This is a genomic window from Streptomyces sp. XD-27, from assembly GCF_030553055.1.
In the GTDB taxonomy this organism is placed as follows: Bacteria; Actinomycetota; Actinomycetes; order Streptomycetales; family Streptomycetaceae; genus Streptomyces.
Window position 1 is genome coordinate 5,387,157 of record NZ_CP130713.1, and the last position, 26,401, is coordinate 5,413,557.

At 72.3% G+C, this 26,401-nt stretch carries 23 protein-coding genes; 17 read left to right on the top strand and 6 right to left on the bottom strand.

What is annotated here, in order from left to right:
- The first annotated feature begins 45 nt into the window (after window positions 1-45).
- From Q3Y56_RS23450 to nudC, 3 genes are all read left to right on the top strand, one after another.
- Window positions 46-3,651, top strand: coding sequence for an ATP-dependent DNA helicase (locus Q3Y56_RS23450; RefSeq protein ID WP_304463816.1), 3,606 nt, complete (start codon window positions 46-48; stop codon window positions 3,649-3,651).
- Window positions 3,652-3,661: 10 nt separating this feature from the next.
- On the top strand, window positions 3,662-5,071 hold the full coding sequence (locus tag Q3Y56_RS23455; RefSeq protein ID WP_304463817.1) for a dipeptidase: 1,410 nt from the start codon (window positions 3,662-3,664) through the stop codon (window positions 5,069-5,071).
- A gap of 130 nt (window positions 5,072-5,201) precedes the next feature.
- Window positions 5,202-6,137, top strand: a complete 936-nt coding sequence (nudC, locus tag Q3Y56_RS23460; RefSeq protein ID WP_304463818.1) for an NAD(+) diphosphatase — start codon at window positions 5,202-5,204, stop codon at window positions 6,135-6,137.
- On the opposite strand, the gene Q3Y56_RS23465 is transcribed toward nudC, so the two are convergent.
- A complete protein-coding gene (locus tag Q3Y56_RS23465; RefSeq protein ID WP_304463819.1) occupies window positions 6,138-6,377 on the bottom strand; it encodes a mycoredoxin in 240 nt (79 codons plus the stop codon).
- A 182-nt stretch (window positions 6,378-6,559) separates the two neighbouring features.
- Here Q3Y56_RS23465 and Q3Y56_RS23470 point away from each other — a divergent pair, with 182 nt between their 5' ends.
- From Q3Y56_RS23470 to Q3Y56_RS23490, 5 genes are all read left to right on the top strand, one after another.
- Entirely contained in the window at window positions 6,560-8,815 is a 2,256-nt protein-coding gene (locus Q3Y56_RS23470; RefSeq protein WP_304463820.1) for an ATP-dependent DNA helicase UvrD2, read from the top strand.
- Between the two features lie 140 nt (window positions 8,816-8,955).
- Window positions 8,956-9,237 carry a hypothetical protein gene (locus Q3Y56_RS23475; RefSeq protein WP_304463821.1) on the top strand — a complete coding sequence of 94 codons (282 nt, stop codon included), beginning with the start codon at window positions 8,956-8,958 and terminating at the stop codon, window positions 9,235-9,237.
- Window positions 9,238-9,373: 136 nt separating this feature from the next.
- The gene (locus Q3Y56_RS23480; RefSeq protein WP_304463822.1) at window positions 9,374-9,739 is read left to right on the top strand and encodes a WhiB family transcriptional regulator; all 366 of its coding nucleotides are present in this window, start codon (window positions 9,374-9,376) and stop codon (window positions 9,737-9,739) included.
- Entirely contained in the window at window positions 9,736-10,056 is a 321-nt protein-coding gene (locus tag Q3Y56_RS23485; RefSeq protein ID WP_304463823.1) for a hypothetical protein, read from the top strand. Before Q3Y56_RS23480 ends, Q3Y56_RS23485 begins: the two co-directional genes overlap by 4 nt.
- A 141-nt stretch (window positions 10,057-10,197) precedes the next feature.
- Window positions 10,198-10,395, top strand: coding sequence for a hypothetical protein (locus Q3Y56_RS23490; RefSeq protein ID WP_304463824.1), 198 nt, complete (start codon window positions 10,198-10,200; stop codon window positions 10,393-10,395).
- A 103-nt stretch (window positions 10,396-10,498) separates the two neighbouring features.
- Here the strand turns inward: Q3Y56_RS23490 and Q3Y56_RS23495 are convergent, their stop codons facing one another.
- Both Q3Y56_RS23495 and Q3Y56_RS23500 read right to left on the bottom strand, forming a co-directional pair.
- Window positions 10,499-11,893 carry an AarF/ABC1/UbiB kinase family protein gene (locus Q3Y56_RS23495; protein WP_304463825.1) on the bottom strand — a complete coding sequence of 465 codons (1,395 nt, stop codon included), beginning with the start codon at window positions 11,891-11,893 and terminating at the stop codon, window positions 10,499-10,501.
- 80 nt (window positions 11,894-11,973) lie between these two features.
- Window positions 11,974-13,116 carry a ThiF family adenylyltransferase gene (locus Q3Y56_RS23500; protein WP_304463826.1) on the bottom strand — a complete coding sequence of 381 codons (1,143 nt, stop codon included), beginning with the start codon at window positions 13,114-13,116 and terminating at the stop codon, window positions 11,974-11,976.
- A 196-nt stretch (window positions 13,117-13,312) separates the two neighbouring features.
- On the opposite strand from Q3Y56_RS23500, the gene Q3Y56_RS23505 reads away from it, so the two are divergent.
- The 4 genes from Q3Y56_RS23505 (at window position 13,313) to Q3Y56_RS23520 (ending at window position 17,268) form a co-directional block, all read left to right on the top strand.
- Window positions 13,313-13,909 (top strand): M48 family metallopeptidase, encoded by a 597-nt coding sequence (locus Q3Y56_RS23505; protein ID WP_304463827.1) that lies wholly within the window; start codon window positions 13,313-13,315, stop codon window positions 13,907-13,909.
- A 122-nt stretch (window positions 13,910-14,031) separates the two neighbouring features.
- Window positions 14,032-15,798, top strand: a complete 1,767-nt coding sequence (locus tag Q3Y56_RS23510) for a TerD family protein (protein WP_304463828.1) — start codon at window positions 14,032-14,034, stop codon at window positions 15,796-15,798.
- Between the two features lie 10 nt (window positions 15,799-15,808).
- Window positions 15,809-16,492: an AIM24 family protein gene (locus tag Q3Y56_RS23515; RefSeq protein WP_304463829.1), complete on the top strand. Its 684-nt coding sequence runs from the start codon at window positions 15,809-15,811 to the stop codon at window positions 16,490-16,492.
- 17 nt (window positions 16,493-16,509) lie between these two features.
- Entirely contained in the window at window positions 16,510-17,268 is a 759-nt protein-coding gene (locus tag Q3Y56_RS23520; protein ID WP_304463830.1) for an AIM24 family protein, read from the top strand.
- 37 nt (window positions 17,269-17,305) lie between these two features.
- Here Q3Y56_RS23520 and Q3Y56_RS23525 read toward each other — a convergent pair whose 3' ends face one another.
- Together Q3Y56_RS23525 and Q3Y56_RS23530 are read right to left on the bottom strand one after the other, a co-directional pair.
- Entirely contained in the window at window positions 17,306-17,833 is a 528-nt protein-coding gene (locus Q3Y56_RS23525; RefSeq protein WP_304463831.1) for an NUDIX hydrolase, read from the bottom strand.
- A complete protein-coding gene (locus tag Q3Y56_RS23530; RefSeq protein WP_304463832.1) occupies window positions 17,830-19,245 on the bottom strand; it encodes a zinc-dependent metalloprotease in 1,416 nt (471 codons plus the stop codon). The genes Q3Y56_RS23525 and Q3Y56_RS23530 overlap by 4 nt, the downstream gene beginning before the upstream one ends.
- A gap of 192 nt (window positions 19,246-19,437) precedes the next feature.
- On the opposite strand from Q3Y56_RS23530, the gene Q3Y56_RS23535 reads away from it, so the two are divergent.
- From Q3Y56_RS23535 to Q3Y56_RS23550, 4 genes are all read left to right on the top strand, one after another.
- Window positions 19,438-20,547 (top strand): SDR family oxidoreductase, encoded by a 1,110-nt coding sequence (locus Q3Y56_RS23535; RefSeq protein WP_304463833.1) that lies wholly within the window; start codon window positions 19,438-19,440, stop codon window positions 20,545-20,547.
- Between the two features lie 108 nt (window positions 20,548-20,655).
- A complete protein-coding gene (locus tag Q3Y56_RS23540; protein ID WP_304463834.1) occupies window positions 20,656-21,117 on the top strand; it encodes a molybdenum cofactor biosynthesis protein MoaE in 462 nt (153 codons plus the stop codon).
- 138 nt (window positions 21,118-21,255) lie between these two features.
- The gene (locus tag Q3Y56_RS23545; protein WP_304463835.1) at window positions 21,256-21,426 is read left to right on the top strand and encodes a hypothetical protein; all 171 of its coding nucleotides are present in this window, start codon (window positions 21,256-21,258) and stop codon (window positions 21,424-21,426) included.
- Window positions 21,427-21,550: 124 nt separating this feature from the next.
- On the top strand, window positions 21,551-22,642 hold the full coding sequence (locus Q3Y56_RS23550; RefSeq protein WP_304463836.1) for a PDZ domain-containing protein: 1,092 nt from the start codon (window positions 21,551-21,553) through the stop codon (window positions 22,640-22,642).
- Between the two features lie 75 nt (window positions 22,643-22,717).
- Here Q3Y56_RS23550 and Q3Y56_RS23555 read toward each other — a convergent pair whose 3' ends face one another.
- Window positions 22,718-23,311 carry a PPA1309 family protein gene (locus tag Q3Y56_RS23555; protein ID WP_304463837.1) on the bottom strand — a complete coding sequence of 198 codons (594 nt, stop codon included), beginning with the start codon at window positions 23,309-23,311 and terminating at the stop codon, window positions 22,718-22,720.
- 135 nt (window positions 23,312-23,446) lie between these two features.
- Here Q3Y56_RS23555 and Q3Y56_RS23560 point away from each other — a divergent pair, with 135 nt between their 5' ends.
- Window positions 23,447-26,356 (top strand): UPF0182 family protein, encoded by a 2,910-nt coding sequence (locus tag Q3Y56_RS23560; protein WP_304465757.1) that lies wholly within the window; start codon window positions 23,447-23,449, stop codon window positions 26,354-26,356.
- Window positions 26,357-26,401 lie beyond the last annotated feature (45 nt).

The following is a 26,401-nucleotide window of genomic DNA, read 5'->3' on the forward strand; positions in this document are numbered from 1 at the left end:
CACAGGCGCCCCTCGCTGTCGGCGGCTGCGGCTAGCCTCTTTCGGGTGTCACCACGCCTCACGGACCCCGAGCAGCTCAAGGAGCTCCTCGGCATCCCGTTCACCCCGGAGCAGACGGCCTGCATCACCGCGCCGCCCGCCCCGCAGGTGATCGTGGCCGGAGCCGGCTCCGGCAAGACGACGGTGATGGCCGCGCGGGTCGTGTGGCTGGTGGGCACCGGCCAGGTCGAGCCCGCGCGGGTGCTGGGCCTGACCTTCACCAACAAGGCCGCCGGAGAGCTGGCGGAACGGGTGCGAAAGGCCCTGGTCAAGGCCGGTGTCACCGATCCCGATCCGTCCCCCGCCGACTCCGGCCGGGCTCCCGACTCCGGCCGGGTCCCCGCCGACTCCGGCCAGGCTCGTGCCGACTCCGGCCAGGCTCGTGCCGACTCCGGCCAGGCCCTCGCCGACCCCGAGCAGGCCCCGGGCGAACCCCGGATCTCCACCTACCACGCCTTCGCCGGACAGCTGCTGAAGGACCACGGACTGCGCGTCGGTCTCGAACCGACCGCCCGGCTGCTCGCCGACGCCACCCGCTTCCAGCTCGCCGCCCAGGTGCTGCGCACCGCCCCCGGCCCGTATCCGGCGCTCACCCGGCCCTTCGCCGACCTCGTCACCGACCTGCTCGCCCTGGACGGGGAGCTCGCCGAGCACCTGGTGCCCGCCGAGCGGCTGCGGGAGTACGACACCGAGCTGCTGGCCGCGCTCGACGGCGTCAAGCTCACCAACGAGGCGCTGCGCAAGGCGCCCGAGGCCGCCCGCGCCCGCCTGGAGCTGCTCTCCCTCGTCGAGTCCTACCGCGCCGAGAAGCGCCGCCGGGACTTGCTGGACTTCGGCGACCAGATCGCGCTGTCCGCCACCCTCGCCCGCACCCGGCCGGAGGTCGGCCGGATGCTGCGCGAGGAGTTCACGGTCGTGCTGCTGGACGAGTACCAGGACACCTCCGTCGCCCAGCGGCTGCTGCTGTCCGGCCTCTTCGGCGACGGCACCGGGCATGCCGTCACCGCGGTCGGCGACCCCTGCCAGGCCATCTACGGCTGGCGCGGCGCCTCCGTGGCGAACCTGGACGACTTCCCCGAGCACTTCCGGCACTCCGACGGCCGCCCCGCGCGGCGCTTCGCCCTCAGTGAGAACCGGCGCAGCGGCGGTCGTCTCCTCGCCCTCGCCAACACCCTGGCCGCGCCGCTGCGCGCCCTCCACGAGGGCGTCGAGGCGCTGCGCCCCGCCCCCGGCGCAGAGCAGCAGGGGCTGGTGCGCTGCGCCCTGCTGCCCACCCACGCGGAGGAGCTCGCCTGGCTCGCCGACTCCCTCGCCCATCTGGTGCGCACCGGCACTCCGCCGGGCGAGATCGCGGTCCTGTGCCGCACCGCCACGGACTTCGCCGAGATCCAGGGCGCCCTGGTGGCGCGGGACGTCCCGGTGGAGGTGGTCGGCCTGTCCGGGCTGCTGCACCTGCCGGAGGTCGCCGATCTCGTCGCCGTGTGCGAGGTGCTCCAGGACCCGTCCGCCAACGCCGCGCTCGTACGGCTGCTGACCGGCCCGCGCTGGCGCATCGGCCCCCGCGACCTGGCCCTGCTCGGCCGCCGCGCCCGCCTGCTCGTACGGACCGGACACGGCGACGACGCCGGGGCGGACCCCGACCGGCGGCTCGCCGAGGCGGTCGAGGGCGTGGACCCGGCCGAGGTCGTCTCTCTCGCGGACGCCCTCGACACGTTCCTCAGCCCTGGAGGACCGGTAGGCGAGGGCGGGGGAGCGGGCGACGACGGGCTGCCCTTCTCGACCGAGGCGCGGGTGCGCTTCGCCCGGCTCGCCGCCGAGCTCCGCGACCTGCGCCGCTGCCTCGCCGATCCGCTCATGGACGTGCTCCACCGGGTGCTCGCGGTCACCGGTCTCGAGGTCGAGCTGTCGGCCTCGCCGCACGCGCTGGCCGCCCGCCGCCGCGAGACGCTGCACAACTTCCTGGACGTCGCCGCCGACTTCGCCGCCCTGGACGGCGAGTCCACGCTGCTGGCCTTCCTCGGCTTCCTGCGCACCGCCGCTCAGTACGAGAAGGGCCTGGACAACGCCCTCCCCGGGGGCGAGAACACCGTCAAGGTGCTCACCGCCCACAAGTCCAAGGGCCTGGAGTGGGACGTGGTGGCGGTCCCCGGCCTGGTCGCCAGGCAGTTCCCCAGCGAGCAGGCACGGGAGTCCTGGACGGGACACGCGAAGGTGCTGCCGCACGCCCTGCGCGGTGACGCCGCGACCCTCCCGGACGTCGACGCCTGGCACAGCAAGGGCATGGCGGCCTTCAAGGACGCCATGAAGGAGCACCAGCGCACCGAGGAACTGCGTCTGGGGTACGTCACCTTCACCCGCCCCCGCTCCCTGCTGCTCGGCTCCGGCCACTGGTGGGGACCTACCCAGAAGAAGCCGCGCGGACCGTCGGCGTTCCTCGAGGCGCTGCGCGCGCACTGCGAGGCGGGCGCGGACCACGGCGAGGTCGAGGCGTGGGCGGAGCCGCCGGGCGAGGACGAGGAGAACCCGGCCCTGCGCGCCGCCGTGGCCACCGACCGGGTGTGGCCGCTGCCCCTGGACCCGGACGCGCTGGCCAGGCGCCGCCGCGCGGCGGATGCGGTTCTGAGCCACCTGGACCGCCTTGACCGTGCGGTGCGGGCTCCCCAGCGGCAGGAGGACGCGTGGCCCGAGCCACCCGAGGACCCGGACTGGCCCCCGCCGCCGGACGACGATCTGTATGACGGTGTTCCTCCGGAGTCTGGGGCGGAGCCCCGGCCCCCGCGCCCCGGCGGCGGCCCCTCCGTGCCCGCGCCCAGGCGGCCGCAGCACGAGGCCCGGCGGCCGGAAGACGACGAGCCCCTGGTGCCCGAGGAGGCCAGGCTGGCGGCCTCCTGGGACCGGGACCTCGACGCCCTGGCCGGTGAGCTGCGGCGCGCCCGCGCGACCGTACGCGAGGTCCCCATACCGCCCGTGCTGAGCGCCACACAGCTGCTGCGGCTCGCCGCCGACCCGGACGGCTTCGCGGAGGAGCTGGCCCGCCCCATGCCCCGGCCGCCGCAGCCCGCCGCGCGCCGTGGCACGCGCTTCCACGCGTGGGTGGAGTCGCGTTTCGAGGAACTGCCGCTGCCCCTGCTCGGGCCCGACGAGCTGCCGGGCGGCGCGGACGACGAACCGGAGATCGCGGACGAGCGGGACCTGGCGGAGCTGAAGGAGGCGTTCGCCCGCACCCCGTACGCCAAGCGCACGCCGTACCGCGTCGAGGCGCCGTTCCAGCTCGTCCTGGCGGGCCGCACGATCCGCGGCCGGATCGACGCGGTCTACCGGGAGCGGGGCACCGACGGGGACACGTACGAGATCGTCGACTGGAAGACCGGCCGGTCGCACGACGCCGACCCGCTCCAGCTCGCGGTCTACCGCCTCGCCTGGGCCGAGCGGCACGGGCTGCCGCTCTCCGCGGTGACGGCCGCGTTCCTGTACGTCCGCGACGGCGAGGTCGTCCGCCCCACCGACCTCCCGGACCGGCCGGCCCTCGAGCGCATCCTCACCGGCGAGGACCCCCCTCCCGGGACCGGGTCACCGGGGACCTCGGAGCGTCTCGCGCCGCCGGGCCGATAGGCTCGTCCCCATGAGCAACACCCCGGACACCGTGGTCCGCGCCTTCGTCGACGGCCACCGCGCCGCCTTCCTCGACGACCTCGCCGAGTGGCTGCGCATCCCTTCCGTGTCGGCCGACCCCGGCCGCGCCGAGGACGTCCGGCGCAGTGCCCAGTGGCTCGCGGACAAACTGGCGGAGACCGGTTTCCCCATCGTGGAAGTGTGGGACACCCCCGGCGCACCGGCCGTCTTCGCCGAGTGGCCGTCCGGTGACCCCGGCGCGCCGACCGTGCTGGTCTACGGACACCACGACGTGCAGCCCGCCGCCCGCGAGGACGGCTGGCACACCGACCCCTTCGAACCCGTCGTCTCCGACGGCAGGCTGTACGCGCGCGGCGCCGCCGACGACAAGGGCCAGGTGTTCTTCCACACCCTCGGCATCCGGGCGCACCTGGCCGCCACCGGCCGCACCGCCCCCGCCGTCAACGTCAAGCTGCTCGTCGAGGGCGAGGAGGAGTCCGGCTCGCCGAACTTCCCCGCGCTGGTGAGCGCCCGCGCCGACCGCCTCGCGTGCGACGCGGTGATCGTCTCCGACACCGGCATGTGGTCGGCGGACACCCCGACGGTCTGCACAGGAATGCGCGGTCTCACCGACTGCCAGATCGACCTGTACGGCCCGGACCAGGACATCCACTCCGGCTCCTTCGGCGGCGCGGTCCCCAACCCGGCCATGGAGGCCGCCCGGCTGGCCGCCGCGCTGCACGACGCCGACCGCCGGGTGGCGATCCCCGGCTTCTACGACGGCGTGGAAGAGCTCACCGAGGCCGAGCGCGAGCTCTTCGCCGAGCTGCCCTTCGACGAGTCGGCCTGGCTGCGTACGGCCCACTCGCACGCCACGCTGGGCGAGGCCGGGCACACCACGCTGGAGCGCGTCTGGGCCCGGCCGACCGCCGAGGTCAACGGCATCGGCGGCGGCTACCAGGGCCCCGGCGGCAAGACGATCGTCCCGTCCGCCGCGCAGCTGAAGCTGTCGTTCCGGCTGGTCGCGGGCCAGGACGCGGACGCCGTCCAGAAGTCGGTGCGGGCCTGGGTGGCCGAGCGCCTCCCGGCCGGCATCCGCCACGAGATCACCTTCTGGGGCGCGACCCGCCCCTGCCTCACGCCGCTGGACCACCCGGCGCTCCAGTCCGTCGTACGGGCCATGGGACGCGCCTTCGGGCAGAAGATCCGCTTCACGCGCGAGGGGGGTTCGGGACCGGCCGCCGACCTGCGGGACGTGCTCGGGGTGCCGGTGCTGTTCCTGGGGATCTCCGTGCCGTCCGACGGCTGGCACGCGCCCAACGAGAAGGTCGAGCTGGACCTGCTGATGAAGGGCGTCGAGACGACCGCCTATCTGTGGGGCGACCTCGCGGAGAGCTGGCGCCCCGCACCGGCGGACTAGCCGGCGCCGCCGCGCGCCCAGCCGCCCGAGCCGTCACGCGGAGCCCGAGCCCGTGCCGTTACGCAGAACCCGAACCCGTGTCGTTACGCAACAGCCGAAGTCGCCGTCGTAGGGGGAGTTGGAAGCAGCCGTGACCACCTGGACCGATCAACGCGCCGCCCGGCCGATCGCGCTCACCGCCGAGAGCGGCATCGACCGCGCCGCGCACCACCGACTGGACGAGGCGTGGCTCGCCGCGGCGTGGAGCCACCCCACGACGCGGGTGTTCGTGGTCTCCGGCGGGCAGGCCCTGATCGACGACGCCCCGGACGGCCGCACCGAGCTGGTGATGACCCCGGCGTTCGAGGCCCCGCCCACCGAGACCCACCGCTACTTCCTCGGCACGGACGAGGGCGGCGTGCGCTACTTCGCGCTCCAGAAGGACGCGCTGCCGGGCCGGATGGACCAGTCGGCGCGCCCGGCCGGGCTGCGGGAGGCGGGCGCGCTGCTGTCGGAGCGGGACGCCGGGCTGCTGGCGCACGCTGTGGCGCTGGAGAACTGGCAGCGCATGCACCGCTTCTGCTCGCGCTGCGGCGAGCGCACGGTCATCGCGGCGGCCGGGCACATCAGGCGCTGCCCGGCGTGCGGCGCCGAGCACTACCCGCGCACCGACCCGGCCGTGATCATGCTGGTGACCGACGACCGGGACCGGGCGCTGCTCGGGCGGCAGGTGCACTGGCCGGAGGGGCGCTTCTCCACCCTGGCGGGCTTCGTGGAGCCGGGGGAGTCGATCGAGCAGGCCGTGGTCCGCGAGGTCGCGGAGGAGGCGGGCGTGACGGTCGGGTCGGTGGAGTACGTGGCGAGCCAGCCGTGGCCCTTCCCGTCCAGCCTGATGCTGGGCTTCATGGCCCGTGCCACCTCCTCGCGGATCCAGGTGGACGGCGAGGAGATCCACGAGGCGCGCTGGTTCTCCCGGGACGAGCTGCGGGCCGCGTTCGAGTCCGGAGAGGTGCTGCCTCCGTCCGGGATCTCCATCGCGGCCCGCCTGGTGGAGATGTGGTACGGCGAGCCACTGCCGCAGGGCTGATCAGCCGATCTTGGCCTTGACCTGCGCCAGAGAGGGGTTGGTCAGCGTGGAACCGTCGGCGAAGAGCACCGTCGGCACCGTCTGGTTGCCGCCGTTCGCCTTCTCCACGAACGCCGCCGACTCCGGGTCCTGCTCGATGTTGATCTCCGTGTACGCGATCCCCTCGCGGTCCATCTGGCTCTTCAGGCGGCGGCAGTAGCCGCACCAGGTGGTGCTGTACATCGTCACAGTGCCCTGCATCGGTTTTGGCTCCTTGGGTCAGGCGGGGGGCTTGCCATGGTTTCAGTGGTCCAACGCGCACTGGCCCCTGGCCATTCCCGGCAGCGGGCGGAGCGCATCGGCAGGCGGATAAGTATGACCGGCGGTGCCTGCCTGTGGATGAGCGGGACCGGCCGCCGCCGGGGACCTGGCAGCATGGCGGGGTGACAGCAGCAACGCCTTCCACCCTCTTCCCAGGGGCCGCACCGAGCGAGTACGCGGCTCCGCCGGGGGATGCCGACGCGGTGCTCGACGGGCTGGACCCCGAGCAGCGCGAGGTGGCCCTGGCCCTGCACGGGCCGGTGTGTGTGCTGGCCGGAGCGGGCACGGGCAAGACCCGCGCGATCACCCACCGGATCGCCTACGGGGTGCGCGCGGGCATCCTCCAGCCCGCGAGCGTGCTCGCCGTCACCTTCACCAACCGCGCCGCGGGCGAGATGCGCGGCCGGCTGCGGCAGCTGGGCGCGGGCGGGGTCCAGGCGCGCACCTTCCACTCCGCCGCGCTGCGCCAGCTCCAGTACTTCTGGCCGAAGGCGGTCGGCGGCGACCTGCCGCGGCTGGTCGAGCGCAAGGTCCAGGTCGTCTCGGAGGCCGCCGCGCGTGCCCGCATCCGCCTGGACCGCAACGAGCTGCGGGATGTCACCGGCGAGATCGAATGGGCCAAGGTCACCCAGACCGTGCCCGAGGACTACCCGGCGGCCGCCGCGAAGGCGGGCCGGGAGGCCCCGCGCGACGCCGCCGAGATCGCCCGCGTCTACGCGGGGTACGAACAGCTCAAGCGCGACCGGGGCGTGATCGACTTCGAGGATGTGCTGCTGCTCACCGTCGGCGTGCTCCAGGAGCGGCCGGACATCGCCGACCAGGTGCGCCGCCAGTACCAGCACTTCGTGGTCGACGAGTACCAGGACGTCAGCCCGCTCCAGCAGCGGCTGCTGGAGCTGTGGCTCGGCGACCGGGACAGCCTGTGCGTGGTCGGTGACGCCAGCCAGACCATCTACTCGTTCACCGGCGCCACCCCCGACCATCTGCTGGACTTCCGCACCCGCCACCCCGGGGCGACCGTGGTCAAGCTGGTCCGCGACTACCGGTCCACCCCCCAGGTCGTGCACCTGGCCAACGGCCTGCTCGCCCAGGCCAGCGGCCGCGCCGCCGACCACCGGCTGGAGCTGGTGTCCCAGCGGCCCGCGGGCCCCGACCCGGTCTACACCGAGTACGGGGACGAGCCCGCCGAGGCCGAGGGCACCGCACGCCGGATCCGCCGACTGATCGACTCCGGGGTGCGGCCGAGCGAGATCGCGGTGCTCTACCGGGTCAACGCCCAGTCCGAGCTGTACGAGCAGGCGCTCGCCGACGCCGGGGTGCCCTACCAGCTGCGCGGCGCCGAGCGGTTCTTCGAGCGGCCCGAGGTGCGTGAGGCGGGGCTGCTGCTGCGCGGCGCGGCCCGCGCCGGGGGCAGCGACCCGGCGCTGCTGGACGCGGATATCCCCTCCCAGGTCCGTGCCGTGCTCGGCACGCGCGGCTGGACGCCGGAGCCCCCGGCCGGATCGGGGGCGGTGCGGGACCGCTGGGAGTCCCTGGCGGCCCTTGTGCGGCTCGCTGAGGACTTCGTGCGGGCCAGGCCGGACGCCACGCTCGGCGACCTCGTCGCGGAGCTGGACGAGCGCGCGAGCGCCCAGCACGCCCCGACCCTGGAGGGTGTGACGCTCGCCTCACTGCACGCCGCCAAGGGCCTGGAGTGGGACGCCGTCTTCCTGGTCGGCCTGACCGAGGGCATGATGCCGATCACCTACGCCAGGACGGACCGGCAGATCGAGGAGGAGCGGCGGCTGCTCTACGTCGGCGTGACCCGGGCACGCGTCCACCTCACGCTCTCCTGGTCGCTCAGCCGGGCCCCCGGCGGCCGTGCGGGACGCAAGCCCAGCCGCTTCCTCAAGGGACTGCGGCCGGGGTCCGCCGCCACCGGCTCGGCCTATCGGCCCGCCCTCGCCGGGGAGAGCGCCGGCGGTGTCGAGCGGGGTGCCGGCCGGGTGCGCAGGCGGCGGACCCCGGCGCACTGCCGGGTGTGCGGCCGGACGCTGACCGACGCGGGTGAGATCAAGCTCATGCGCTGCGAGGACTGCCCGTCCGAACTGGACGAGGGGCTGTACGAGCGACTGCGCGACTGGCGGGCGGAGCGCGCCAGGGAACTGGGCCAGCCCACCTACTGCGTCTTCACCGACAAGACGCTGCTCGCGATTGCCGAGGCCGTTCCGGGAACCGCACCGGAGCTTTCCGGCATCTCTGGAGTAGGAAGGCGCAAGCTCGACGCGTTCGGTGCCGAGGTTCTGGCACTGTGCGCCGGGGCGGACCCCGTACGGGACCCGCTGGGCGATCTTTCCGAGGGCGGTCGCGACACCCCCGGAAAGTCGTTGGAAAAATAGTTTGCGCCCGCGGAGGGCATAGTCATAGCCTTCCGAGCACGGAGACAACGGGCCTTCCAAAGTCTGCTGGATCCGTGTCGTACAGCCACGCGCGGACTGGTTCCGACCAGTCCCTGAGACGCCGAGAGGAGGCGAGGACAGTGATCAGCTTCATCAAGACCACCAAAATGACCGATCGCTCGGTCGTCTTCGCCTGCCCGCTCGGCTCTTCCCTGCTTCTTCAGGGCACCGGTCTGTCCGGATCCCTGGAAGCGCGCATCAGCGAGCGACCGACCAAGGCACCTGAGGTAGCGGCAGTGGCGCAGGCGAATGCCTATGCCTTTGCGACGGCGGCCAATGGTGCCGGTTTCCAGACGACGCAGCAGCACCACCACCCCATGTGGGCCTTCCGCGGGCTCGAACCCTGGAGTCATCCAGCCTGATCCACGATCAGGTCGGCACCTTCCAGGGCCGCGGAACCCACACCGGGATCCGCGGCCCTTTTGATTTGCCCCGGCGGGGCCAGGAGACCCCGACCCCCGCCTACCAGCCGGAACGAAGAGACGAGGAACACACACCGTGCAACTCAAGGCGCACACCCCGTCCGTATCGACCGACCTGATCCCCCCGCCCGACCTCTCGGAGGACTCCTTGACCCCGCCCGCGACCACGCTGACCGAGCTCGACGACGCCATCGAGAACCTCGGCGTAGCCGTACCGTGCCGCTCCTACGACCCGGAGGTCTTCTTCGCCGAGTCGCCGGCCGACGTCGAGTACGCCAAGTCCCTGTGCCAGACCTGTCCGCTGCGCGAGGCATGCCTGGCCGGAGCCAAGGACCGTCGTGAGCCCTGGGGCGTCTGGGGCGGCGAGCTGTTCGTCCAGGGGGTCGTCGTCGCCCGCAAGCGGCCGCGTGGCCGCCCGCGCAAGAACCCGGTCGCCGCATGATCACCGCCGGAACGATCGACCGACCCTCGACGCACGACCCCAAGAAGCAGGACCCGACCATGACGCCGTCCGCCAACGAGCCGGCCCCCTTCACCACCGCCCGTAACGCCGGTGCGACCGAGTCGCGCCAGAACAGGACCCGAGAAATGCAACTCATCCCAGAAGCCCTGGCCCGTGCCCATATGCGTGAACGACTGCACGAGGCGGAGTCTCAACGCGCAGCCGTCCGGCTCGCCGCCGCCCGCCGGATGCAGCGCCGGGCCGAGCGCGCCTCGCTCCGCGCCCGCCGAGCGCTGGCCATGGCGGTCATGCACTGACCCTGGCCGCCCCGCACACACCCACCCACACCCCGAGGGCCGGTTCACACGACCGGCCCTCGGGCGTACCACCCTCCCCCGAAGGGGGTGACGAGGGCGCGTTAGCCATCCGTGCGTGACCGTCGGAGATATCGTCTCCAGGTGGACCAGAACACGCATGACGCCGTGCAGTTGGAGTCCGAGACCGTCACCTGCGCCCGCTGCGGCGCGGTCGCCGAGGGTATGCCGCTGAACTGGACCTGCTCCGTCGAGAACCGCCGGCGCTGCTACTTCTGCGTCGATTGCGCGCGCGACAACATCCGGGCCATCGAGAGCCGTCTCGACTCCTCCTGGTGGTAGGGAGCGTCCCCCTCGCGGCAGGTGGCAGGCCCGGCCCGCACACGCGGGCGGGCGGCCGGGCCCCGCATCGTCGCGGCCCGCTGCGGGGCCCGGCCGCCGCCCCTCAGACCGGAGTCTCCTCCGTCTCCGTCTCCGCCTCTGCCTCCACTTCCGCGTCCTCCGCGGGCAGGAACCCCGGCACCCAGTCCTCCAGTTCGGCACGCAGCGCCACCGTCGCACCCAGTTGAGCCAACACGCCGATCGTGCTCAGGCACACCCGGTGGATGAGCAGGTAGGACGGCGGCAGATTGATCTGGTTGCCCAGTTCGTACAGCGGCGACTTGCGGTCCGCGACCCGAGCCGCCTGCCCGCGCAGCCACGTGCGGGTGAACTCGAACTCCTCCACCTGCGCCGGCTCGATCATCGGCTGCAGATAGGTGAGCAGGGCCTCCGGGTCCAGCTCGATCGACGGCTTGACGAATCCCTCCTCACGCATCAAGGCGTACACGCCCTCGGCGTCGCCTTCCAGAGTCATCCGCAGGGCGATCCCGATCTCCGCGGGCAGCCCGTCCGGCAGCCGGTCCACCGTCCCGAAGTCCAGCACCCCGAGCTTCCACTTCTCCGCCGGCCCCTCCGGGGCCTCCGAGGTGACCAGCCGGAAGTTTCCCGGGTGCGGGTCGGCGTGCAGCAGTCCCGTACGGGAGGCGCCGGAGAAGAGGAAGCGGGTCAGCAACTGACCGGCCCGGTCCCGCTCCTCGGGGGTGCCCCCGGCTATCACCTCGGACAGCGGAATGCCCTCCAGCCATTCGGTGACCAGCACCTTCTCGGCCTGGTGCACCACAGCGGGCACCACCACATCGGGGTCGTCGGCGAACTCCTCCGCGTGCGCCTGCTGGGAGCGCGCCTCCAGTTCGTAGTCCAGCTCCTCCGCGACCCGATCGCGCAGCTCCGCGATCAGCGGTTTGACGTCCAGCCCCGGCACCAGCGGCGCCAGCACCTTGGCGAAGCGGCTCAGTTGGTTCAGGTCCGACAGCAGGGCCTCGCCCGCCCCCGGGTACTGCACCTTCACCGCGACCTCACGGCCGTCGTGCCATACCGCGCGGTGCACCTGGCCGATCGAGGCCGCGGCCGCCGGCTTCTCGTCGAACTCCTGGAACAGCTCGCGCCAGTCCGGGCCCAGCCGCTCCGCCAGCGCCGACCGGACGGTGTGGGCGGGCATCGGCGGCGCCGCTTCCTGCAGTTTGGTCAGGGCCGCGCGATACGGCTTGGCGATCTCCTCCGGCAGCGCGGACTCGAAGACGGACATCGCCTGCCCGAGCTTCATCGCACCGCCTTTCAACTCCCCGAGCACCTTGAACAGCTGCTCCGCCGTGCGCTGTTGCAGCTCGCGGGCGACGATCTCGGCCGGACGCCCCCCGATCCGCTTGCCGAGTCCCCACGTCGCACGTCCGGCGAACCCCAACGGCAGCGCGGCCAACTTGGCGGTACGTGTGATCGCCTTGCGCGGAAGATCAGACATGCGCCCCTCCAACTTCCTACAGCTGAGCCGTCCCCGGGAGGTGCCCCCCGGACCCCCGTCGCCCACTCAGCGGACGCCGGTCACCCGGCCATTGTTGCGTGCGACGTCTGCGCTGCTGAGGCATATCCCTCATCCGCACTACCCCCGGCCCCGCAGCCGCAGTTCCGGTGCGGCCGGATGGATCGCGCGTGCCAGGTCAGAGCGGGCAGCACCAGCTCCAGGCGCGACCCCGCGGTGGGCGGCAGCTGCCCGTCGAGGAAGCTGAGCGCATGGGCCGCGGTGACGCCTGCGACCACGGTGGCCAGCGCCGTGTCGCAGGCGGGCACCGCCGGACGGCGTCCGGAGCGCCACTGCGCGAGCAGCCGCCCCCAGTACGGCTCCCGCTCGGCGCGGTCGGCCGCGACGCATCCCGCGCAGGGAGTGACGCCCGGCACCACGAGCGGCCCCACGACCCCGGTGGCCTCGATCACTCCCGCGTACAGATGAGGAGCCCCGGAGCCGAGCAACTGCTCTACTTCCGCCGGCTCGGGAGCGTAGGCCGCCAGACCGTCGCGCGGCGCGATCACCGTCAGCGCCAGGCCCGGTTCGGCCGCCGCCGGAGTCCCACCCGATCGCCGACGGGCCTGCGCCGCGGGTGCCGCCCGCCGCACCAGACGCCGCGCCGCCACGTCCCGGCGCTCGCCGACCTGGTCCGCCGCCAGCCCGGCGGGCGTGACGTCCCACGGCTCGACACAGCCGCCGTCCAGCACCTCGACCCGGCCGACCCCCGCCGCCGACAGCAGCGCGGCGACCGCCGCCCCGACCCTGCCCGCGCCCCGGACGTGCACGCGCATCGACCGCCGTGCGCCCAGCACCCGCATCGCGGCCCCCGGCACGGGATGCAGCACCGACGCGGCCGCCAGGTCCGGCCGGAGCCGGTCCAACGCGCCGCGCGCCGTCCGCAGCGCGGTGCCCGGCTCGCCGCCCCCGGTCGGATCGTCCAGCAGCCCGGCCGCGCCCAGCCGGTCCACCAGTGCGTCGGCCCGGCTCTCCGGCAGCCCCAGCGCCTGCGCCTCCCGCCGGAGCAGCGGCAGGTCGCGCGTCCCGTCGAGCAGCTCCAGAAAGGTGCCGGTGGCGGTGTCCATCGGGCCCATGACCACCGCGTGTGCCGCGGTGACCCCGAACTGCACGGTGTCCCTGTTCCGCCAGCCGCGCCGCAGCGCGGGCTTGAGCATCGGATGCATGCCGCCCCCTGTTCCGCGGTCACACCGCCGGCGCGGTGCGATCCGGCTTCAGCTTGCGCCGGATCCGGAACCGCCGCGGAAAGTTGTCCACAGGCATGGGGAATAGTCGTACAAGTCAGGAACGCCGTGCAGCGGTTCGCCTGCCACCGGCGTGCGGGGCGGGACTTCGCCCGCCCCCAGCCGGTAACGTCGAGGCGTGTCCGCCGACCCCCTGCACAGTGCCGCGAAGCCCCAGCGCAACGCCCCGAGTACGCAGCCGCAAGGCTCCGGGCCCCGCGCGGTCGAGGTCCGCAGGAGCAGCCGCCGACGCAGAACCGTCTCCGCCTATCGCGAGGGCGACCGCACCATCGTCCTCATCCCGGCCCGGATGTCCGAGGCCGAGGAGCGCCGCTGGGTGACCGTGATGCTCGACAAGCTCGCGGCGCAGGAGAGCAAACGGATGCTCGGCGACACGGAGCTGGCCGCCCGGGCCGCCTCGCTGTCCGATCAGTACCTGGAGGGACGGGCCCGGCCCTCCACCGTGCGCTGGGTGACCAACCAGAACACCCGCTGGGGCTCGTGCACCCCCGCCGAGGGCAGCATCCGGCTCTCCCACCGGCTCCAGGGCATGCCCGAGTACGTCGTCGACTACGTACTCCTCCATGAACTCGCCCACCTGCTGGTCCCCGGCCACGGCCCGCGCTTCTGGCGGCTGCTGGACGCCTATCCGCGCACCGAGCGCGCACGCGGCTACCTGGAGGGCGTGGTGGCGGCCGACCGGCTGCCGCACCTGCCCACCGCCCGGCGGGAATGACCGGCCCGCTCCGGACCCGGGAACCGGGCGGCACCGCCCCGGCGTCGCTCAAAGTCGGCGCCAGCGGTTAGCCTGGCGCGCAATGCACTCTCCGGTTCCGGGATGGGGGACGGTCGTTACGTATGGCCAGGGAATTCCAGCGCGGCCACAAGGCCAAGATCAGTGACCTGACAGCCGGGAGGGACCTGTACGTCGGTGTGCAGATCGCTGGGCCCGGCCTGTCCTTCGACATCAGCTGCTTCGGGCTCGACGCGAGCGAGCGGCTGTCGGACGACCGCTACTTCGTCTTCTACAACCAGCCCAAATCGCCCGAGGAAGCGATCCAGCAGCTTGGTCCGCAGGCGGGGGACACCGAGTCCTTCCGCGTGATGCTCGACACCATCCCGCAGCACATCCACCGGCTGTCCTTCACCGCGACTCTCGACGGCGCCGGCCAGATGTCGCAGATAGGCCCCGGCTACATCCGGGTCGTGGCGGGCGGCGAGGAGGTCGTGCGCTACGCCTTCACCGGTGCGGAGTTCAGCACCGAGCGGGCCGTGATGCTCGGCGACTTCTACCTCAAGGACGTATGGCGGTTCGCCGCCATCGGGCAGGGCTTCGACGGCGGCCTCGACGCGCTGCTGCGGAACTTCGGCGGCGAGGTCGCCGAGGACGAGCCCGCGCCCGCCCCGGCCCAGAACGCCGCACCGGGATTCGCGCCCCCCGGCCAGCCCGCACCCGCGCCCGGCTTCGCCGCCCCGGCCGCCGCGCCGCCCGCCCCCGACTTCGGTCCGCCGCAGGGCGCGACACCGCCTCCGGCCCCCGCCCCGCAGCCGTCCGCCGCGCAGGGCTTCGCGCCCCCGCCCGGCAGCACCCCGCCGCCGGCCGCCCCCGTCGCGCCGCAGATGCACGCCGCGCCGACGATCGCCGCGCCGATCACCCCGCCCGGCGGTGCGGTCCCGCCGCCCGGACCCGCCGGAGCGCCCGGCCAGTACCCCGGTCAGCAGCCGCAGCCTCCCTTCGGCGCGGGATCGCAGCAGGCGGCTCCGTACGCCCAGCCCGGGCAGTACCCGGGCCAGCAGCCGCCGCCCGGCCAGCCTGCACCGTACCCCGGCCAGGCCGGCCAGCCGGGCCAGTTCCCCGGCGCGCCCGGGCAGTTCCCGCCCCAGCCGGGGCAGTTCCCCGGGCAGCCCGGTCCGTACGGACAGCCCGGCCAGCCGCAGGGAGCACCGCCCCAGGGCGGCGTGGCCCCCGGCGTCCAGGCAGCTCTCGCCAAGTACCGCGAGGCGCCCACCGGCCAGCGCTGGACGCCGCAGAACCCCAAGCTGATCCGCGTCGACCTCGGCATCGGCGGCCAGCCCGTGCTCGCCCGCCAGGGCACCATGGTGCTCTACCAGGGCAAGGTCGACTTCGGTTACAAGGGCGCGGGCTTCCGCGGCCGGATCGTCGGCAACGCCACCGGCCAGGAGATGCAGCTCATGCGCTGCTCCGGCCAGGGCCAGGTGTTCCTCGCCGAGAACGCTGCCGAGGTCCACCCGATCGAACTCCAGGGTGACGCGGTCTGCGTCTCCGCGGAGAACGTCCTGGCCTTCGACGAGTCGCTGCAGCACGAGGTGCGCCGTATCGAAGGGCACGGCATCCCCGGGGGCGCGCTGTTCACCATGCAGTTCCAGGGCACCGGCACCGTCGTGGTCAAGACCCAGGGCACGCCGGTCGTGCTGCCGGTCACCCCGACCACGTTCGCCGACAGCAACGCCATCGTCGCCTGGTCCGCCGGATCCCAGGTGATCATCTCCAGCCAGGTGCGGCTGCGCCGCGCCGCCTACCCCGGCCACAGCGGGGAGACCGTGAACCTCCAGTTCCGCGGCGCGCCCGGCAACTTCATCGTCGTCCAGCCCTACGAGGTGTGAGGGGACCGTCATGGACCAGCAACTGATCGCGGGCCACGCCGCGACCCCGGTCTCCGCCCGTATGGAGAACCACGGCAGCAGCATGCTCAAGGTCGCCATGCAAAGCGGCCAGGACCTCTTCGCGCGCACCGGTTCGATGGTCGCGTACGAGGGCTTCGTCCAGTACGAGCCGAACCCGCCCGCCGTCCGCCAGATGGCCTCCCAGTGGCTGACCGGGGAGGGCGCACCGCTGATGAAGTGCAGCGGCGACGGGGTGCTCTACCTCGCCGACTACGGTGCGGACGTCGTCTGCGTCAACCTCAACGGCGACTCCCTGTCGGTCAACGGGACCAACCTCCTCGCCTTCGACGCGCACCTCCAGTGGGGCGTGCAGCGCGTCAAGGGCATGGCCAAGTTCGCCGGGCAGGGCCTGTTCAACGTGGGCGTCTCCGGCACCGGCTGGGTCGCGCTGACCTCCCGGGGCGCCCCGATCGTCGTCGACTGCGGCCGCGGTGAGGACGAGACGTACGTGGACCCGGACGCGCTCGTCGCGTGGTCCACCAACCTCAAGATGAAGGGCAAGCGCAGCTTCAAGGCCTCATCGATGATCGGCCGGGGCAGCGGCGAGGCGTACCAGCTGGGCTTCTCCGGGCAGGGCTTCGTCGTCGTACAGCCCAGCGAGGACAGTACCGACCGGCTCCGGGCCCGGGGCTGAGGGGGAGCGAACACACCATGCAGAGCCCGCTTTTCGGCCACACCGAGAACCAGAGCCAGGACCGCTACACGCTGCAGAACCCCCAGCTGCTCAGGGTCGCCCTCACCGGCCACGACGACGTCCTCGCCCGTAAGGGCACGATGGTCGCCTACCAGGGGCTGATCGAGTTCGACGGCGAGTACCAGACCCAGGGGCAGCGGCGCGCCCGCGCCAACACCGGCGAGGGCCTGGACCTGATGCGCTGCTCGGGCCAGGGCAGCATCTACTTCGCCAATCTGGCGCAGTACGTCCATGTGGTGGACGTGGACCACGACGGCCTCACCGTCGACGCCTCCTACGTCCTCGCGCTCGACTCCACCCTGCACTGGGAGGTGATCGCGGTCGACAGCCAGTACGGCATCTCCGGCTCCGGCAAGTACAACCTCAACATCTCCGGGCAGGGCAAGGTCGCGCTGATGACCTCGGGGCAGCCCCTGATGCTCCAGGTCACCCCGGACAAGTACGTCAACGCCGACGCCGACGCGATCGTCGCCTGGTCGTCCTCGCTGCGCGTCCAGATGCAGGCGCAGACGCACTCCTCCGGCGTGTGGCGGCGGCGCGGCAACACCGGCGAGGGCTGGGAGCTGAGCTTCCTCGGCCAGGGCTACGCCCTCGTCCAGCCCAGCGAGCAGCTGCCGCCGCAGAACGCGGTCGTCGGCCAGGGCATGGCCGCCCAGTTCGGCATGGGCCAGCAGGGGGCCCGGGGCCAGAACCAGGGCAACATCTGGAACAACTGACGCCGTGCGGGCGGGCGCGGGGATGCCCGCGCCCGTCTCACAGCAGCGCGCGGGTACGGTCCACCAGACGGCGGACCGACTCGTCCGCCACCTCCGCCACCTCGTCGTAACCGAACCAGCGCAGGTCCAAGGACTCGTCGCTGATCGCCGCGACGGCGTCCTCGGGTGCCACGGCCGCGTACTGCACGTCCAGGTGCCAGGCGCAGGGCGTGTGGTGCCGGTCGAGGCGCACCGGGCCGCCGGGCAGCAGCGTCAGGCCCGCGATCCCGGACTCCTCGGTGGCCTCACGCAGCGCGGCGTCCGCGATGCGGGCGTCTCCCGGCTCGCAGTGGCCGCCCATCTGGAGCCACATCCGCAGCTTCCCGTGCAGCGTGAGCAGCACCCGGCCGTGTGTCGGGTCGACCACCAGCGCACTGGCGGTGAGGTGGCCGTCGCGGCTGGACCGCCACATGCCGTCCGGGTACGCCGCCAGATGCCGCAGATACGCGGTGCGCAGCTCTTCCTGTTCAGGCGTCGGCGCGGGCCACTGATCCAGCACCCGCGCCGCGTCGTCGTGCAGGCTCACCGGTCGCCGTCGCCCTCGTCGTCCCGCTTGGTGAGGTCGGGCTTGTCCGTGGCGGCGCCGCCCGCCGCCTCGCCGAGCATCTTGTCCAGCTCGGAGAAGTCGAGCTGCTCGCGGTGGACGAACCCGTCCGGGTCGTCGAGGTCAGCGGCCGTGGGCAGCATGTCCGGGTGCTCCCAGAGCCCGTCGCGGCCCTCCAGACCGCGTGCGTCGGTCAGCGAGGCCCACAGCCTGGAGGCGTCCCGCAGCCGCCGCGGCCGCAGCTCCAGACCGATGAGGGTGGCGAAGGTCTGCTCCGCGGGCCCGCCGGTGGCCCGGCGCCGCCGCAGCGCCTCGCGCAGCGCGTCCGCCGACGGCAGGTGCGGGGCGGCGGCCGCGTGCACGACGGCGTCCACCCAGCCCTCCACCAGGGCCAGAGCGGTCTCCAGCCGGGCCAGCGCCGCCTTCTGCTCGGGTGTGTCCTCCGGCTGGAACATGCCCTGCTGGAGCGCTTCCTGGAGCTGCTCGGGGTGGGTCGGGTCCAGGTGGCCGACCGCGTCCTCCAGCTTGGCGGTGTCGACCTTGATGCCGCGGGCGTACCCCTCGACGGCGCCGAACAGATGCGAGCGCAGCCACGGGACGTGGGCGAACAGTCGCTGGTGGGCGGCCTCCCGCAGCGCCAGGTACAGCCGGACCTCGCTCTCGGGCACGCCGAGCCCGGAGCCGAAGGCGGCGATGTTGACCGGCAGCAGCGCGGCCTTGCCGGCCGGGCCGAGCGGCAGCCCGATGTCCGTGGAGCCGACGACCTCCCCGGCCAGGACACCCAGCGCCTGCCCGATCTGGGAGCCGAACATCGCGCCGCCCATGGAGCGCATCATGCCCAGCAGCGGGCCCGCCATGGCCTGCATCTCCTCGGGCAGGACGTCGCCCATGGCCGTCCCCACCCGCTCCGCGACCGGGTCCACCAGGTCCTTCCACACCGGCAGGGTGGCCTCGACCCACTCGGCACGGCTCCACGCCACCGCCGCGCCCGAGCCGGACGGCAGGGAGGTCACGCCGTCCAGCCACAGGTCGGCCAGGCGCACGGCCTCCTCGACCGCGGCGCGCTCGGCCGGACCGACGCTCGCGTCCTTGCCACCGTCGGCGGTTCCCCCGGCGACGGTCTTCCGGGCGATGTCCTTGGCCATGTCCCAGTTCACCGGGCCGCCCTCGTAGGACAGCATCTGGCCCAGCTGCTGGAAGGCGGCGCCGAGATCGCTCGGGTTCAGCGAGCCGAACATCGCGGCGAAGGGGTTGTCCGCGCCTCCCATGCCGCCGCCGAACCCGAACGGATTCGCGGGGCCCTCATTGCCGCCCTGGCCGCCCTTCTTCTTGCCGTTGTCGCCGTCCTCCGGCTCCTCCGGCGGAAGGCCGAATCCGAATGGGGTGTCACTCACGGGTTTCCTCGGCTCGTAGGGCCGCCGGCGTCTGCACCGGCGGCGAATGCCCGACATCACCACCCAGCGTAGACACCTCGGCCGTTTCCGGGCTCGGTGCTCCGCCGGTCCGTGGGCTGCGGCAGGATGGACGTCACCTCGTACGTACACGTCGTACGCGTACGTACTGATGACAACCGCTGGAGACGCCCGGTGAGTTCCCCAGAGTCAGAAGTTCGCGCAGCGCGAAACGAGACGGCCCGTACCGCCAGACGCCCTGTCGTGGCGGTCACCGGCGCCGCGTCCGGTGTCGGTGCGCTGCTGACGCGGAGACTCGTCGAATCCGACGAGATCAAGCAGGTCGTGGCGCTCGACGAGCGGCGCGGTGAGGTCGCCGAGGCGCATTGGCACGTGCTGGACGTCCGCGACCCGGCCATCGCCGACAAGCTGCGCGGCGCGGACGTGGTGGTGCACCTCGCGATCGACCTCGATCTGGGTACGGACCCGGCCGCACGCACCGCGTACAACGTGCGCGGCACCCAGACCGTGCTGACCGCCGCCGCGGCGGCCGGGGTGCACCGGGTCGTGCTGTGCACCTCCGCGATGGTCTACGGCGCGCTGCCGGACAACGATGTTCCGCTGGCCGAGGACGCGGAGCTGCGCGCCACCGCCGAGGCCACCGGAGTCGGCGACCTGCTGGAGATCGAGCACCTGGGGCGGCGGGCGCCCCGTGCCCACCCCGGGCTGAACATCACCGTGCTGCGCCCCGCCGTGCTGGTCGGCGGCACCGACACCGCGCTCACCCGCTACTTTGAGTCCCCCCGGCTGCTCGTGGTCGCCGGATCCCGCCCCACCTGGCAGTTCTGCCACGTGGAGGACCTGGTCAGCGCGCTGGAGTACGCGGCGCTGGAGAAGGTCGAGGGGGAGCTGGCGGTCGGCTGCGACGGCTGGCTCGAGCAGGAGGAGGTCGAGGAGCTGTCCGGCATCCGGCGCATGGAGCTGCCGTCGGCCGTCGCCCTCGGAGCCGCCTCCCGGCTGCACCGGCTCGGCCTGACCCCGTCGCCGGCCGGCGACCTGGCCTACACGATGCACCCGTGGGCGGTCAGCGGCAGCGGACTGCACGCCGCGGGCTGGCGTCCCGCGTGGACGAACGAGGAGGTGCTGGCCGAGCTGCTGGAGGAGGTCGCCGGTCGGCACACCGTCGCGGGCCGCCGGCTCGGCCGCAAGGACGCCACGGCCGCGGGCGCCGCGGGTGCGACCGTCGCCCTGCTGGGCACCGCCGCCCTGGTCCGCCGCGCCCGCAAGGCGCGCCGCCGCATCTGACCGCGCACCGGCGGCCGGATCCGCACGACCGGCCGCCGGAGGTATTCGGAAGTCGATTTCCGCAATACGGTATTCCGTATCCGAGGTGGGTGCGGCACGATGGACCCCATGGCACGCACGTACGAGCACCCGGGTGAGCAGGCGGTGGCCGACCCGATCCGTCTCCTCGCGATCCGCGACACCGCCCTGTCGGTGGACGAGGTGTTCGGGGCCGTCGGTGACGACTCGGCGGGCGGGACGGCGCTCTTCGTCGGGACCGTACGCGACCACGACGGCGGTGCCGACGTCGCCGCGCTCGGCTACTCCGCCCACCCCACCGCCGAGGCCGAGCTGCGCCGCGTCGCGGAGAAGGTCGCGGCCGACTTCCCGGTGCGCGCGATGGCCGCCGTCCACCGCGTCGGGGACCTGGCGATCGGGGACCTGGCCGTCGTCGTCGCCGTCTCCTGCCCGCACCGTGCCGAGGCCTTCGAGGCCTGCCGCCGCCTGATCGACGACCTCAAGCGCGAGGTGCCGATCTGGAAGCACCAGAAGTTCGCGGACGGCACCGAGGACTGGGTCGGCGCCTGCTGACCACCGCCCTGGCCGGGCGGCTCCCCCGATGGCCGTGCATCGGTTGCGTAACCCCCACCCTGCGGTGAGCGTTGATCAGGCGGACGGTTAATCTGCTCATCTGTCAGTTGCGGTTGCACAAGGGGTCGGGAGGCCGCTGTGGGTGCGCTTCTCTGGTTGCTCATTCCGGTTGTCGCCGCGGTGATGGCCGTGCTGTACGCGGGCTGGGCCACGCGTAACCGTAAGAGCGGGGATGTCGCCGAGCTGGCCGGGTACGCCCGGTTCCGTGAGGCGATGGAGCGGACTCATTCCGGTTCCGACGCCGCCTGATCCGCCCCGGCCGGGTCCATCGGACGGCGTACCCATGCGCACCCGCCAACGCGGGCGCCGGGCGGAGCGCTGGTCCGGATGGCCCCGGCGGTGGACAGGTGGACCCGTCCCGTACTGTCGTTCCATGCCACGCCGCACCGCGACGATGCTCGCCTCACTCATGACGCTGATCGCGCTGCTCTGCGCGGGGTTGCTCATCCCCGTGCCGTACGCCGAGATGTCACCCGGGCCCACGTACAACACGCTGGGCGAGCACAACGGCGAGCAGGTGCTGCAGGTCAGCGGGCACGACACTTACAAGGCCAGCGGGCACCTGAACATGACCACCGTCCGCGTCACGGGGTCCGAGTACCGGATGAACCTCTTCGAGGCGATGCACGGCTGGCTGGCGGACGACGAGATCGTCGTCCCGCACGACACCCTCTACCCGGACGACAAGACCGCGGAAGAGGTCACCCAGGAGAACGCCGAGGAGTTCAGCCAGTCCCAGGAGAGCGCCAAGGTCGCCGCGCTGAGGCACCTGAAGATCCCGGTCCGCTCCTTCACCGTGGTCGGGACCGTCCGCAAGGGCGCCCCCGCCGAGGGCAAGCTGCACGCGGGCGATGTGATCAAGAAGGTCGACGGCTCGCCGGTGCGCTCGCCCGACGAGGTGGGCAAGCTGGTCACCCGGCACAAGCCCGGCGAGAAGGTCGTCTTCTCGGTCGTCCCGGCCAAGGAGGCCGCGCTGGCGGAGAAGAGCGGCAAGGAACCCCAGTACACCGTGCCGGTGACCATCACCACCGCGAAGGCGGGTCCCCGCGAGAACCGCGCCATCGTGGGCATCGAGGCGGCGACCGACTACCTCTTCCCGTTCCGGATGAACATCAGGCTGGCGGATGTCGGCGGGCCGAGCGCGGGCCTGATGTTCACGCTCGGCCTGATCGACAAGCTGACTCCGGGCCCTCTGACCGGCGGGAAGTTCGTCGCGGGCACCGGCACCATCAACAACGAGGGCCTGGTCGGCCCCATCGGCGGCATCCAGATGAAGACCATCGGCGCGCGCAAGAAGGGCGCCGAGTACTTCCTCACCCCGAAGGAGAACTGCGCGACCGCCGCCAAGGACGTGCCCGGCGGTCTCACCCTCGTCAAGGTCCACACCCTCGACGACGCGGTGAAGGCCCTCGACGCCATCCGCGCGGGCAAGACCTCCGAGCTGCCCCGCTGCACCAAGGGCTGAGCCCGACCGCGGTCCGCGCCCGCGGGGACCGGCCAGTCCCCGCAGGGCCTGGCCACTGGTCCCCTCAGGCCGCGGTCAGTCGGCGAACGTCGAGGAGAGCGCCTCGGCCAGCCCCGGCACCAGGTCGGGGCCGGTCAGCACCTCGGTGGGGGAGTCCTTCTCCCTCAGCCGCACCGCGGACTCGCGCGCCCCGTCCCGGAGCACCGCGACGGTCATCCGCACCTCCTGGCGCTCCGGGTGCTCGGCGATCCAGCGGGCGAGCCGCCGCTCGTTCATGCCCTTCGGGACGGACGCCTCGGCGGACGGCGGCAGCATCAGCCGCTCCACGGTCAGGGCGCAGCCGACGACCGCGTCCGGCCAGGCGATGGTGCCGAGGAACTCGTCCAGCGGCGTGCCCGCGGGCAGCTCGTCCTGCTCGATGGGGGTCAGGGAAGGGCCGGGGGAGTCGGTGCCGCCGGCGTCGAGCCCGAGCTGGGCGGCCAGAGCGGGCTCCTGGGCCCGCAGCCGGGCGGTGTCGACGAGGGCGAAGAGCCGGGCCGGCTGGTCCCAGCCCAGACCGGAGGCGTACTCGTCGATCTCCAGTACGGCTCGGGTCAGCGGGTTCGCGGCCATCGGGGTCGCCGCCGCGGAGGGGTCGACGGGCTCTTGGGGGTGGGGAAGGTTGGACATGCTCAATATCGTGCCCTGATCGGACCCCAAAGCGGGAACTGAGTAAAGCCTGAGTAAGTTGCATCAGTGGGCCCTACGATCGCGGGGCCCGCAATAACGACAGCGAACTTCGAGGTGCGCACCTTGGCTTTCCAGATGCCGGACCGCGGCGGAGGCCCGACAGGGCCACGGATCAGAGTCGGCCGACCTTCGCGGCGGGTCCGGACCCTGCTGATGACCCTGGGCGTGCTGGCGGCGCTGGCCATGCTCTTCGTCATGTTCGCGGGGTTCTGGACCGACTGGCTGTGGTACCGCTCGGTCGGTTACTCCTCGGTCTTCACCAAGACCCTGACCACCAAGATCGGGCTGTTCGCCGTCTTCGGCCTGCTGATGGCCGCTGCCGTCGGCTTCAACATCTGGCTGGCGCACCGGCTGCGGCCGCCGCTCAGCGCGATGTCGCTGGAGCAGCAGAGCCTGGACCGCTACCGGATGGCCATCGCCCCGTACAAGGTCTGGCTGCTGGTCGCGGTGACCGCGCTCGTCGGGCTGATCGCGGGCGCCTCCGCCTCCAGCCAGTGGCGCACCTGGCTGCTGTACGTCAACGGCGTGAAGTTCGGCGAGAAGGACCCGCAGTTCCACAAGGACGTGTCCTTCTTCGCGTTCGACCTCCCCTGGTACCGCTTCCTGCTGAGCTTCGGCTTCGCGGCCACGGTGCTGTCCCTGATCGCCGCGGTGCTCGTGCACTACCTGTACGGGGGCCTGCGCATCACCAGCCCCGGGGCCCGGGCGACCGGGGCGGCCACCAGCCACCTCTCGGTGCTGATGGGCGTCTTCGTCGCTCTCAAGGCGGTCGCGTACTGGCTCGACCGGTACGGCCTGGCGGTGAAGTCCAGCGACTTCAAGGCGACCGACAACTGGGTCGGTCTGCGCAACGTCGACGCCAACGCCTACCTGCCGGCGAAGACGATCCTGTTCTGCATCGCGGTCATCTGCGCGCTGCTGTTCTTCGCCACGCTGTGGCGCCGCACCTGGCAGCTGCCCGTCATCGGCTTCGGCCTGATGGTGCTCTCGGCGGTCCTCATCGGCGGCCTCTACCCGGCCATCGTCCAGAAGTTCCAGGTCCAGCCCAACGAGCAGGCCAAGGAAGCGCCGTACATCAAGAAGAACATCGAGGCCACACGCAAGGCGTACGGCATCGATGCCGCGGAGATCACCGACTACAAGGGCCGGGGGACCACCAAGGACCCCGCCAAGCTGCGCGACGCCGCGACCTCGGCGGCCAACTACCGGCTGCTCGACCCGAACATCGTCTCGCCGACCTTCCAGCAGGTCGAGCAGAAGAAGAAGTACTACCAGTTCCCCGCCACCCTGGACGTGGACCGCTACAACGGCCGGGACACCGTGGTGGGTCTGCGTGAGCTCAACATCGAGGGCATCCCGAAGCGGAACTGGATCAACGACCACTTCACGTACACCCACGGCTACGGCGCGATCTCCGCGGAGGGCACCTCCACGACGGACAACGGGGCGCCGAAGTTCACCTCACGGGGCCTGCCGGCCAGGGGCGACGTCCTCGGCGACCACCAGCAGCGGATCTACTACGGCGAGAAGACCGACCAGTACTCGATCGTCGGCGGTCCGCAGAAGGAACTCGACTACGAGGCGACGGGCGAGAAGACCACCAGTTTCAAGGGCAAGGGCGGGGTCTCGCTCGACAACCCGATCAACCGCGCCGCGTACGCGGTGGCCTTCAGCGAGCCGCAGTTCCTGTACTCGGGAGCCATCGGCAAGGGATCGAAGATCCTTTACAACCGCACGCCCAAGGAGCGCGTCGAAGCGGTCGCCCCGTGGCTGACCATCGACGGCGACGCCTATCCGTCGGTGGTCAACGGCCGGATCCAGTGGATCGTCGACGCCTACACCACCAGCAACGGCTATCCGTACGCGTCGCGGACGGCCCTGGGCGACACCACCGAGGACTCGCTGACCGACGGGCAGCGCGAGGTCGTCGCGCAGGAGAACAAGGTCAACTACATCCGCAACTCGGTCAAGGCGACCGTCGACGCCTACGACGGCACCGTCAAGCTCTACGAGTGGGACACCAAGGACCCGGTCCTGAAGACCTGGAAGAAGGCGTTCCCGGGGACTGTGAAGTCCAAGGACGAGATCCCCGACGAGCTGATGGAGCACTTCCGCTACCCGCAGGACCTGTTCAAGGTGCAGCGCGAACTGCTCACCCGCTACCACGTCACCGACGCCAAGCAGTTCTACAGCGGTAGTGACGCCTGGCAGGTGCCGGACGACCCGACGACCAAGAACGGCATCGCGGTCCCGCCGTACTACCTGAACATGAAGATGCCGGGAGCGGAGGGCCAGCGCTTCTCGCTGACCACCACCTTCACTCCCAACGGGCGCCCGAACCTCGGCGCGTTCATGGCGGTCGATGCCGACGCGAACAGCAAGGACTACGGCACGATAAGGCTGTTGAGAGTCACCTCCGAGGTCGACGGCCCGCAGCAGGTGCAGAACAAGCTCAACAGCTCGAACGACGTGGCCACCTTCGTCCGGGACCTGAAGGGCGCCGACTCGGACATCCAGTACGGCAACCTGCTGACGGTGCCCCTCGAAGGCGGGCTGCTGTACATCGAGCCGGTGTACGCCCAGGGCCGTAACGGGCAGTATCCGCTGATGAAACGGGTGGCCGCGTCCTACAACGGCAAGACGGTCTTCGAGGCCAGCCTGGACAAAGCGCTCGCCGCCGTCTTCAGTGAGGACGGCGCCACCCTGCCGCCCAAGGAGGAGCCACCGGGCGAGAAGCCCGAGCCGCCGACGAGCAAGGACCCGACGGTCCAAGAGGCGTTGAAGGACGCCCAGGAGGCGTTCGACGCGGGCCAGAAGGCGCTGCAGGGCGAGGACGGTCCGGACTGGGGCGCGTACGACAAGGCCCAGGACGACCTCAAGAAGGCGCTGCAGCGCGCTGCCGACGCGGAGCAGAAGGCATCCGAAGGGAAGCAGGACCAGCAGGACCAGAAGCCGGACGACAAGGCCAGGAGAGAGAACACCTGAGCGGAGAGCCGATCGGGCCCGTCCCGCGCCGTGATACGGTAAAAA

Excerpts from the sequence above, each read along its gene's own strand:
- Q3Y56_RS23455 (WP_304463817.1), top strand. The coding sequence starts at position 3,662 with ATGAGCAACACCCCGGACACCGTGGTCCGCGCCTTCGTCGACGGCCAC.
- Q3Y56_RS23465 (WP_304463819.1), bottom strand. The coding sequence starts at position 6,377 with ATGCAGGGCACTGTGACGATGTACAGCACCACCTGGTGCGGCTACTGC.
- Q3Y56_RS23485 (WP_304463823.1), top strand. The coding sequence starts at position 9,736 with ATGATCACCGCCGGAACGATCGACCGACCCTCGACGCACGACCCCAAG.
- Q3Y56_RS23495 (WP_304463825.1), bottom strand. The coding sequence starts at position 11,893 with ATGTCTGATCTTCCGCGCAAGGCGATCACACGTACCGCCAAGTTGGCC.
- Q3Y56_RS23500 (WP_304463826.1), bottom strand. The coding sequence starts at position 13,116 with ATGCATCCGATGCTCAAGCCCGCGCTGCGGCGCGGCTGGCGGAACAGG.
- Q3Y56_RS23510 (WP_304463828.1), top strand. The coding sequence starts at position 14,032 with ATGGCCAGGGAATTCCAGCGCGGCCACAAGGCCAAGATCAGTGACCTG.
- Q3Y56_RS23515 (WP_304463829.1), top strand. The coding sequence starts at position 15,809 with ATGGACCAGCAACTGATCGCGGGCCACGCCGCGACCCCGGTCTCCGCC.
- Q3Y56_RS23520 (WP_304463830.1), top strand. The coding sequence starts at position 16,510 with ATGCAGAGCCCGCTTTTCGGCCACACCGAGAACCAGAGCCAGGACCGC.
- Q3Y56_RS23540 (WP_304463834.1), top strand. The coding sequence starts at position 20,656 with ATGGCACGCACGTACGAGCACCCGGGTGAGCAGGCGGTGGCCGACCCG.
- Q3Y56_RS23550 (WP_304463836.1), top strand. The coding sequence starts at position 21,551 with ATGCCACGCCGCACCGCGACGATGCTCGCCTCACTCATGACGCTGATC.
- Q3Y56_RS23555 (WP_304463837.1), bottom strand. The coding sequence starts at position 23,311 with ATGTCCAACCTTCCCCACCCCCAAGAGCCCGTCGACCCCTCCGCGGCG.
- Q3Y56_RS23560 (WP_304465757.1), top strand. The coding sequence starts at position 23,447 with ATGCCGGACCGCGGCGGAGGCCCGACAGGGCCACGGATCAGAGTCGGC.